The organism is Nonomuraea longicatena (assembly GCF_039525605.1).
Taxonomy (GTDB): domain Bacteria; phylum Actinomycetota; class Actinomycetes; order Streptosporangiales; family Streptosporangiaceae; genus Nonomuraea; species Nonomuraea longicatena.
Window position 1 is genome coordinate 5,356 of sequence record NZ_BAAAHQ010000048.1, and the last position, 9,076, is coordinate 14,431.

Annotated in this window: 10 protein-coding genes; 8 read left to right on the plus strand and 2 right to left on the minus strand. The window is 73.5% G+C overall.

From position 1 onward, the window contains the following. The 3 genes from ABD120_RS34955 to ABD120_RS34965 form a co-directional block, all read left to right on the plus strand. On the plus strand, positions 1 to 964 hold a 964-nt coding region (locus ABD120_RS34955), incomplete at its 5' end, for an SbcC/MukB-like Walker B domain-containing protein (RefSeq protein ID WP_343954612.1). Further along, entirely contained in the window at positions 961 to 1,899 is a 939-nt protein-coding gene (locus tag ABD120_RS34960; protein WP_343954614.1) for a hypothetical protein, read from the plus strand. The genes ABD120_RS34955 and ABD120_RS34960, both read left to right, overlap by 4 nt. A 60-nt stretch (positions 1,900 to 1,959) precedes the next feature. Beyond that, positions 1,960 to 3,747, plus strand: a complete 1,788-nt coding sequence (locus ABD120_RS34965; RefSeq protein WP_343954616.1) for a tetratricopeptide repeat protein — start codon at positions 1,960 to 1,962, stop codon at positions 3,745 to 3,747. On the opposite strand, the gene ABD120_RS34970 is transcribed toward ABD120_RS34965, so the two are convergent. After that, positions 3,748 to 4,470 (minus strand): IclR family transcriptional regulator, encoded by a 723-nt coding sequence (locus ABD120_RS34970; protein ID WP_343954617.1) that lies wholly within the window; start codon positions 4,468 to 4,470, stop codon positions 3,748 to 3,750. It lies immediately after the preceding gene. A 77-nt stretch (positions 4,471 to 4,547) separates the two neighbouring features. Between ABD120_RS34970 and ABD120_RS34975 the strand changes: the two genes are divergently transcribed. The 5 genes from ABD120_RS34975 (at position 4,548) to ABD120_RS34995 (ending at position 8,802) form a co-directional block, all read left to right on the plus strand. Further along, positions 4,548 to 5,696, plus strand: a complete 1,149-nt coding sequence (locus ABD120_RS34975) for a 4-hydroxybenzoate 3-monooxygenase (protein WP_343954618.1) — start codon at positions 4,548 to 4,550, stop codon at positions 5,694 to 5,696. Positions 5,697 to 5,701: 5 nt separating this feature from the next. Then, positions 5,702 to 6,448, plus strand: coding sequence for a CoA transferase subunit A (locus tag ABD120_RS34980; RefSeq protein ID WP_343954619.1), 747 nt, complete (start codon positions 5,702 to 5,704; stop codon positions 6,446 to 6,448). Further along, positions 6,432 to 7,049: a 3-oxoacid CoA-transferase subunit B gene (locus tag ABD120_RS34985; RefSeq protein ID WP_425564088.1), complete on the plus strand. Its 618-nt coding sequence runs from the start codon at positions 6,432 to 6,434 to the stop codon at positions 7,047 to 7,049. The genes ABD120_RS34980 and ABD120_RS34985 overlap by 17 nt, the downstream gene beginning before the upstream one ends. Before the next feature lie 321 nt (positions 7,050 to 7,370). Then, positions 7,371 to 8,201 (plus strand): metalloregulator ArsR/SmtB family transcription factor, encoded by an 831-nt coding sequence (locus tag ABD120_RS34990; protein ID WP_343954620.1) that lies wholly within the window; start codon positions 7,371 to 7,373, stop codon positions 8,199 to 8,201. 1 nt (position 8,202) lies between these two features. Then, the gene (locus ABD120_RS34995) at positions 8,203 to 8,802 is read left to right on the plus strand and encodes a dihydrofolate reductase family protein (protein WP_343954621.1); all 600 of its coding nucleotides are present in this window, start codon (positions 8,203 to 8,205) and stop codon (positions 8,800 to 8,802) included. 40 nt (positions 8,803 to 8,842) lie between these two features. Here ABD120_RS34995 and ABD120_RS35000 read toward each other — a convergent pair. Next, positions 8,843 to 9,076: hypothetical protein (locus ABD120_RS35000; RefSeq protein WP_343954622.1), on the minus strand; the 234-nt coding region annotated here is incomplete at its 5' end.

The following is a 9,076-nucleotide window of genomic DNA, read 5'->3' on the forward strand; positions in this document are numbered from 1 at the left end:
CGCGGCCGTGCGCGGCTGCCGGGGCCGCCTCGATCGGGCGCGGGCGCAGGCCGCGCAGGCGGCGAGGCAGGCCGACGACGCCTGGCGGGCGCTGGAGAGCGCCCGCGACCGCCTGCTGCGCCTGGCCGCCCACGTCGAGGCGCCCCCGCCCGTCGATCGGGCCGACCTGCACCAGGCGTGGACCGACCTCATCGCCTGGCGCAACCAGGCGGGCACCGCGACGCGGGCCGTCCTCGACGAGACCGAAGTCGCCCTCGCCGACCTGGAGCGGCAGCGCGAGCAGGACCAGGACCGGCTGGCCGCCCGTCTGGCCGAGCACGGCGTCGCCGTCCCGGGCCGCCCCGACCCCGACCAGGTCGGCGCGGCCGTGGCGGCGGCGCTCGCCCGCGCGGAGACGACGCTGGAGCGGGTCAGAGAGGACAGAGCGCAGGCGGCGCGGCTCGACGAGCAGATCGCCGAGCGCGACCAGCAGACCAAGGTCGCCCACGAGCTGACGCTGCGGCTGCGGGCCAACGCCTTCGAGCGGTGGCTGTGCGCGGAGGCGCTGGCGGTGCTGGTGGCCACCGCGTCCGACACGCTGCACGAGCTGTCGGACGGCCAGTACGAACTGGCGCTGAGCGACAAGAGCGACATCGAGGTCATCGACCACGCCGAGGCCGGGATGCGGCGCAGCGCGCGCACGCTGTCGGGTGGCGAGACCTTCCAGGCGGCGCTCGCGCTGGCCCTGGCGCTGTCCGGCACGGTCGCCAGGGGCCTCGACTCGATCTTCCTGGACGAGGGCTTCGGCACGCTCGACCCGGCGACGCTCGACACGGTCGCCACCACCCTCGAACGGCTCGCCTCCGGGCAGGAGCGCATGGTCGGCGTCGTCACCCACGTCCCGGCGCTGGCCGAGCGGGTGCCGGTGCGGTTCGCGGTCAGCCGTGACACGACCGGCTCGCACCTGCGGAGGGTGCTCTCGTGACGGACTTCAGCGTCGATCCGTGGGATCCGGGCTACGCCGCCGCGCTGGCCGTCGAGGCGCTGGCCGAACTCGGCGCCACCAGCGCGGAGCTGGTGCTCGACATCGAGGCCGGGCCCATGGAGTGGGGGCCGGTGCGGCCGCGCGGCGAGGCGCCGAAGTCGCTGCTGGTGGCCGACGGGGTGCGGCGTATCGACGCCCGCGTCTGGGTCCGCTCGGACGACGACCCGATGCCGGTGCCCGGCATCGCCGCCTCCTACGCAGCCGGGATGGTCAGGTGCGGTCCCGGCGGCGCCGACCTGGCGGCCGTCGAGATCGGGCGGACGCTGATCAGCGCTTCGCCGTACACGCCGGAGGTGAAGACCCCGCACGCCACCTACGCGCCGAGGCAGGCGGCGGGGCCGAGCATGGAGGAGCTGTCGCTGGCGCTCCAGCGCCAGGTGACGCAGCTGGAGGTGGACGTCGCGGTCAGGTACCGCGCGGACAGCGACGACCTGCTGCTGGTCGACGGGCCGCTGCGCGGCCGCTCCCACCTGCCCGCGACGGTCGGCTACATCAAGACCCACCACACCGCCTACCTGCCCGCGCCGCAGGCGGCGGTGGTGTCGGAGCTCGCGCCGGGCGAGCGCACGCCGGTCTTCCTGATGGGTACGAGCTGGCGGCGGCACGCCTGGTACGTGCGCCTGCCGGTGCGCTCGGCGACCCCGTGGGCGGGGGTGGCGCGCTGCGAGGCGAGCGCGGAACTCGCCGCTGAGGACGTGGTCCGCCTCGCCGACGAGGTGACGCTGGCGCTGCTGCCGCTCGCGGGCGTCGACTACAAGGATCCGCGCGCCCCGCAGAACCTGGTGCCGATCGGCGGCCTGGAGAAGCTGCTGCGCCACCATCTGGGCGACGCTCGCCTGCTGTACCGGGCACTGCGTACCGCCGCCCAGGGATGAATCGGTCGCTTCGTCCGGGTACGTATGGGAAGGTGGGGAACCCGATCAAGGAAGCAAGCGATGTCCGAGGAGTACGAAGGCGTCGGTGACCCGCGCCTGCAGGCCGAAGGCGAACTCGCTCTCGCGCGCATGGCGTGGGAGGGCGGCGACCTCTCCCACGCCGCCGACCACGTGGCGGGGGCGCTCGCCTACGACCCGGTCCTGCCCGAGGCGCACGAACTGCTCGCCAAGCTCGCCGCCCACCCCGACGGCGGCCCCGGCCTGTTCACGCTCGGGGACGAGGTCTTCCTGGGTACGGCGGTGGCCCGCGCCCACGTGCTGGCCTACGCGGGCGAGCACGCGCAGGCGCTGCAACTGCTGATCTCGGTACAGTCCCACCAGGTGGAGGGCCGCTGGGCGCACGTGCCGTGGGTGCTCGACCCCGACCTGCCCGGCCGGCTGCCCGCGCAGGAGCTGGGCGAGTTGTTCGGCCGGCTGGTCCCCGCGCTGCCGGATCCGGTTCCGCAGGAGCGGCGGGAGGCCCTGGAGCCGTACGTCGAGCTGGTCAGGAACAGCGTGCTCGCGCACCCGGACGACCCCACTCTGGGCTGGATCGGCTCGATGCTGATCAGGCGGGCGGGACACGCGGAGGAGGCCGCCGAACTGGCCGAGCGCGCCTACGCGGCGCAGCCGTCCCATATGGCCGCCATCGCGGCCGGGTCCGCCTACCGCAACCTCGAACGGTGGGACGAGGCCGAGCAGGCGATGCGCCGGGCGCTCTCGCACGACCCGGACAACCTGCACCTGCGGACCGACCTCGGCGAACTGCTGCACACCGCCGGGCGCTCCGACGAGGGGCTCGGCTGGGTCGAGGCGGTGCTGGAGGAGGACCCCGATCACGAGTCCGCGTTCCCGACGGCGTGCGGCATGCGCTTCGAGCGCGACGGCGACCTCGCCCACCTGGTACGGCTGGCCGACCACCTGCGCGAGCACCCGGACAACGGCCACGCCGACCGGGTGCTGGCCCAGCACTGTGCCGCCCAGCCGTGGCTGTCCGGGCAGAGCGGCCCCACCGAGTCGGTCATCGACGTGTTGTTCCAGGTGCTGGAGAAGGAGGGCGAGCCGGGCGGCGGCGGCTCGCTGCGGGTCTCCGCCCCGGAGTCACCGAGCGCGTTCATGGCCTTCCACCGCGCGGTGCCGGGGTTCGTGGTGGAGGTCACCGGCGTGCCCGAGCCGGATCCGCGCCTGACGGTGCCGGAGCTGTACGCCAAGGGGCCGGTGAAGGAGGTGACCAGGCGGGTGTGGACGTACGCCGGCGTGGTCGCCGCGCCCGCCGTGCCGCCGCCGGACGAGCGGGTGCTGGAGGCGGTGGCGCGGGTGGCGGCGGCGCCGTGGCGGCATCTGCCCGCCGCCGTCGAGCGGGCTTCGGAACTGGCCGGGCTACCGCTCGACGACCTGCTCGGGGTGCTGGTGCATCCGCCGGAGCAGCCGTTCGGGCAGGCGGTGGCGTGGCCGTACTGGATCAGGCAGGTGCAGGCCCTGGCCTGCCTCGGCATCGCCTGGCACGCGCGGGAGCAGCCGTGGGGGGAGTCGGAGCGGCGGGAGGTGCTGATCGACCTCGCCTACGGGCCGGAGGACTGGGTCACCGAGGCGGCGCTGCTGGCGTTGGTCGCGACGGCCTGGGTGGACGAGGACGCCCGCGCCGACGTCGCGGAACTCCTCGCCTGGCGGTACATGGCGGCGGTCAAGGCGGCCGCCACCCGGCCCGTCACCCTGCTCGACTCGCTGCGGCATCTCGTGCTGGCCGCACCGGACCTGCATCCGGACGTGCGGGCGCTGGCCGAGGGGCGACCGTACGAGGGGGAGTAGTCAGAGCTGCCCGGCGATGGCCGCCGCCGCCTCGCGCAGCGGCTCGGCCAGGCGGGGCAGCTCGCGGGCGCGCAGGCAGGACAGCACCACGCCGACCGCGCCGACCGGGCGGCCCTCCACCAGCACCGCCGCCGCGACCGAGCAGGAGCCGACGGTCATCTCCTCGTACGTCAGCGCGTACCCCTGCGCGCGTACCGAGGCCAGTTCGCGGGCCAGCCGTCCGGGCTCGGTGATGGTGTGGCCGGTCGGCCGTTCGAGCTTGCGGGCCAGGTAGCCGTCGAGGAACCAGGCGGGCTCGTGGGCGAGCAGCGCCTTGCCGACGCCGGTCGGGTGCATGGGCAGTCTGCTGCCGGTGCGGGACACGACGGGGACGGCGCCCCTGCCGTGCACCTTGTCGACGTACAGGACCTCCAGCCCGTCGCGGACGGCGAGGTGCACGTTCTCGCCGGTGGCGGCGAACAGGTCCAGCAGCCACGGCCGGGCCGCGTCGCGCAGCCTGCTCGGGGCGAGCTGGCCGAGCTCCCACAGGCGCGGCCCGACGCGCAGCCTGCCGTCGGGACCTCGGCCGAGCGCCTGCCCGGCGACCAGTTCGGCGACCAGCCGGTGGGCGGTGCTCAGCGCGAGTCCGCTGCGCCCGGCCAGCTCGGTCAGCGTGAGCTGGGGGTGGTCGGCGTCGAACGCGGCCAGGATGGCGAGCACCTTCGACGTCACGGTCGCGCCCATCGGGCAATTCTGGCGGGTTCTTCCGCTGAGCGGAAGGCACCGTTGAGGCGGCCCCGGCGAAGCTGGATGATCATTCCATGCGAACCCAGGTCGGGATCATCGGCGCGGGCCCAGCGGGTCTGCTGCTGTCCCATCTGCTCCACCTGCGCGGCATCTCCTCCGTGGTCCTCGAACGGCGCAGCCGCGCCTACGTCGAGCAGCGGGTACGCGCCGGGGTGCTGGAACAGGGCACGGTGGACACGCTCGTGGCGGCGGGGGTCGGCGCGCGGCTGCTGCGCGAGGGCATGCCGCACGGCGGCGTCGAGATCAGGTACGGCGGCGCCGCCCACCGCCTCGACTTCGCGGACCTGCTCCCCGGCCGCCGGGTCACCGTGTACGGCCAGCAGGAGATCGTCAAGGACCTCATCGCGGCGCGGCTGGCGGCGGGCGGCGACCTGCGGTTCGAGGTCGAGGACGTGGCCGTGCACGGGCTGGAGGACCGGCCGTACCTGACCTTCGGCGGGCGGCGGCTCGACTGCGAGGTGATCGCCGGGTGCGACGGTTTCCACGGCGTCTCCCGGCCGTCGATCCCGGCGGGCGTGCTGACCGTCTTCGAGCGCGACTACCCGTTCGCCTGGCTCGGGGTGCTCGCCGAGGTGGCGCCGTCGGCGGAGGAGCTGGTGTACGGGCTCAGCGAGCGCGGGTTCGCGTTGCACAGCATGCGCACCCCGGCGCTGAGCCGCTTCTACCTCCAGGTCGCGGCCGGTGACCGGATCGAGGACTGGCCGGACGAGCGGGTCTGGAAGGAGCTGCGGTTGCGGCTGGAGACGGTGCCGGGGTTCACGTTGAGGACCGGCCCGGTCATCGAGAAGATCGTCACGTCGCTGCGCTCGTTCGTCGCCGAGCCCATGCAGTACGGGCGGTTGTATCTGGCGGGCGACGCCGCCCACATCGTCCCGCCGACGGGGGCGAAGGGGCTGAACCTGGCTGTGGCGGACGTGCGGGTGCTGACCGAGGCGCTGGCCCGCTTCTTCGGGACGGGGTCTGCGGAACTGCTGGACGGGTACTCGGCGGCGTGCCTGGAGAGGGTGTGGCGGGCGCAGCACTTCTCGTGGTGGATGACGACGCTGACGCACGAGCTCGACACGGACGGCGCCTACGAGCGGCGGTTACGGCGGGCGGAGCTGGACTACGTGACCTCGTCGCGGGCGGGGGCGACCGTACTGGCCGAGAACTACGTGGGGTAGGGGCGATGGACAAGGTCGTGGGCAGTGCGCGGGCGGCGGTCGCGGACGTCGGCGACGGGGCGTCGCTGGCCGTCGGCGGGTTCGGGCTGGCGGGGGTGCCGTCGGTGCTGATCGGGGCGATCCTCGCGCGCGGCAGCCGGGAGCTGCACGTGGTCTCCAACAACTGCGGGCTCGACGGGCAGGGGCTGGGGGAACTGCTGGCCGCGCGGCGGATCGGGCGGGTGACGGCGTCGTACGTCGGAAACAACCGGGAGTTCGCCCGGCAGTACCTCGCGGGGGAACTGGAGGTGGAGCTGATCCCGCAGGGGACGCTGGCCGAGCGGCTGCGGGCCGGTGGGTCGGGCATTCCGGCGCTCTACACGCGGGCGGGTGTGGGGACGGCGGTCGAGGAGGGCGGGCTGCCGTGGCGGTATCACGCGGACGGGCGGGTGGCGGTGGCGTCGCCGCCCCGGGAGGTGCGGGAGTTCGACGGGGTGCCGTACGTGCTGGAGCGGGCGATGGTGACGGACTTCGGGCTGGTGCACGCGGCTCGCGGCGATATTTACGGAAATCTCGTGTTCTCCAAGGCGGCGCGGAATTTCAACCCGCTGGTGGCGATGGCGGGACGTGTCACGATCGCCCAGGTCGAGGAGCTGTGCGAACTCGATCCGGGCGAGGTGCATCTGCCCGGGGTGTTCGTGCAGCGGGTGGTGGTCACGGGGCCGGTGGACAAGCCGATCGAGAGGATGACGACCCGTGTGGACCAGGGCTGAGATGGCCGCGAGGGCGGCGCGGGAGCTGCCCGACGGCTCGTACGTCAACCTGGGTGTGGGGCTGCCGACGCTGATCCCCGGGCATCTCGGGGGACGCGATGTCGTGATCCACTCGGAGAACGGGATCCTGGGGGTCGGGCCGTACCCGGTGGCCGGTGAGGTGGACCCGGAGCTGATCAACGCGGGCAAGGAGACGGTCACGGTGACGGCGGGGGCGTCGTACTTCGACTCGGCGCTGTCGTTCGCCATGATCAGGGGCGGGCACATCGACGTGGCGGTGCTGGGGGCGATGCAGGTGTCGGTGCGCGGCGACCTGGCGAACTGGGCGGTGCCCGGCAGCCTCGTCAAGGGCATGGGCGGGGCGATGGACCTGGTGCACGGAGCGCGGCGGGTGCTCGTGCTGATGGAGCACCTGACGAAGGACGGACGGCCGAAGCTGGTGGAGGAGTGCACGCTGCCGCTGACCGGGCGCGCGTGCGTGGACCGCGTGATCACCGACCTGGGCGTGTTCGACATCACGCGGGAGGGGCTGACGCTGGTGGAGGCGGCTCCGGGAGTCTCGGCGGCGCACCTCCGCGCCCGCACCGCCGCTTTCACCTGACCGACCACATCTCACCACCCTGTCGCAGACTGACCGGCCGCGTCGTCGCCCCCTTCGGGGGCTCACCGTCCCTTCTCCGCTATTACGGCAGGCCGCCCCACCGCCTCCCGCCGCCGCGCCCGCCCTCCGCGCCGCCACGCCACTCGGGCGCGCCACTCCTCGCCGTGACGACGCTCCGTCATAGGCGTTCACCGTGTCGGCAGGCTCGCCGACGGCGTCCCGGTGGGCTGGTGGTCGCCGTGTCCGAGCGCTGGTGGCGACTACGGTTGACCTCGATTTATTCGTTGACGCGAATATTCGTCATAGAGCATACTTCTTCTCATGGAAGCACTCCTCGCCGCGCTGGCCGATCCGGCCCGATGGCGGCTCGTGAGCCTGCTGGCCGAGCGACCTCGGCCGGTCGGCGTACTCGCGTCGCTCGCCGAGGCGCGCCAGCCGCAGACGACCAAACACCTGCAGACGCTCGAACGCGCGGGCATCGTCACCTCCCACCGCACCGGGCAGCGCCGCGTCTACGCCCTCCAGTCCGGTCCGTTGCGCGACCTGGCGGCCGTCCTCGGCCGGCTCGCCGACACCGCCGACCAGGCCGGTGGCCCGCGTGAGACCTTCGACCGCTACGGCGTCAGCGTCGAGACCGAACGGCTCGCCGCGGAGCGGGCGGGGTGGGCGGACGGTCGTTCGTTCACCTTCTCCCGGTCGCTGGCGGCCCGGCCCGAGCTGGTGTGGCGTCATCTGACCGAGGCCGAACTGCTCGCCAGGTGGTGGTCGCCCGACGACCTTCGCGTCTCCGAGCTGGTCTTCGAGGCTCGGCCGGGTGGGCGGATCGTCCACGAGTACCGCGATGTCGAGGACGTGAACGACTCGGATCCGGTCGCCGGGCGGGCCGAGGGGGTCGTCGACGACGTACGGGCCGGGGAACGCCTGGCGTACCGGCTGTCGCCGCTGCTTCCCGGCGGCGCTCTCGCCTTCACCGCCCACGTCGACTACGACCTCCGGCCCACCGACACGGGCACCGACCTCGACGTCCGGTTCCGGGTCACGGACAGCACCGTGGACTCGGCGGACTTCGTCGCGGGCATCGAGATCGGCTTCGGCCAGAGCCTCGACAAGCTCACGGAGACCCTCCGCACGACACCGATTCAAGGAGCATGAAATGACCGACTCGACCGTCCGCAGGGTGACCGCGAACCTGAGCCTGACCATCGACGGGCGCTACAGCGGCCCCGGCGGCCCTGGAGACTTCGCGGCCTTCGCGCCCTACGTGACCAGCGAGGTCGCGCGGAACCACATGTCCCAGGTCTGGGAGGGGGCGACGACGGCGGTTCTCAGCCGCGTCAACGCCGAGGGATTCATGGGCTACTGGGCGCCGCTCGCCGACTCCCCGGACGCCGACCCGCGTGACCGCGGCTACGCGAAGTGGCTGGTGGACACCGAGAAGGTGGTCTTCTCGACCACGCTGACCGAAGCCCCGTGGGAGCGTACCCGCGTGGTGAGCGCCCCCGCCGAGGAGGTCGTCGCCGACCTCAAGGCCACAGGTACGGGCGACATCCTCGTCAACAGCAGCGCCGGCGTCATCAAGCCGCTCCTCAGGGCCGACCTGATCGACCGCCTGTACCTCATGATCTTCCCGGAGATCGCCGGCGGCGGGCGGCGGCTGTTCGAAGACGGCCTCCCGGCCACGAAGTGGGCGCTCACTCACCAGGAGGCCGGCAGCATGGGCGAACTGGCCATGATCTACGACCGCACCCGCTGAACCCCGCACGTGGTGGCCGAGGCGGGGCTGTGCGGGAGAGTCAGGCGAAGAAGGAGTGGCAGTGGTGGGCCAGGAACGACGCCAGCCCCGCCGCCGCCACCGCCGCCACCGCCGCCGCGAGCAGCGCCGCCACCGCCGCCAGCCCCGTCAGGCGCTCGCGCCGCGCCAGCGGCTCGTGCGGGGTGAGCATCCGCCGTACCCGCGCCAGCGCCGTCTCACCGCCCGCGCCCAGCGCGAACCCCGGCACCCGGCCGGTCGCCAGCCCCACCAGCGC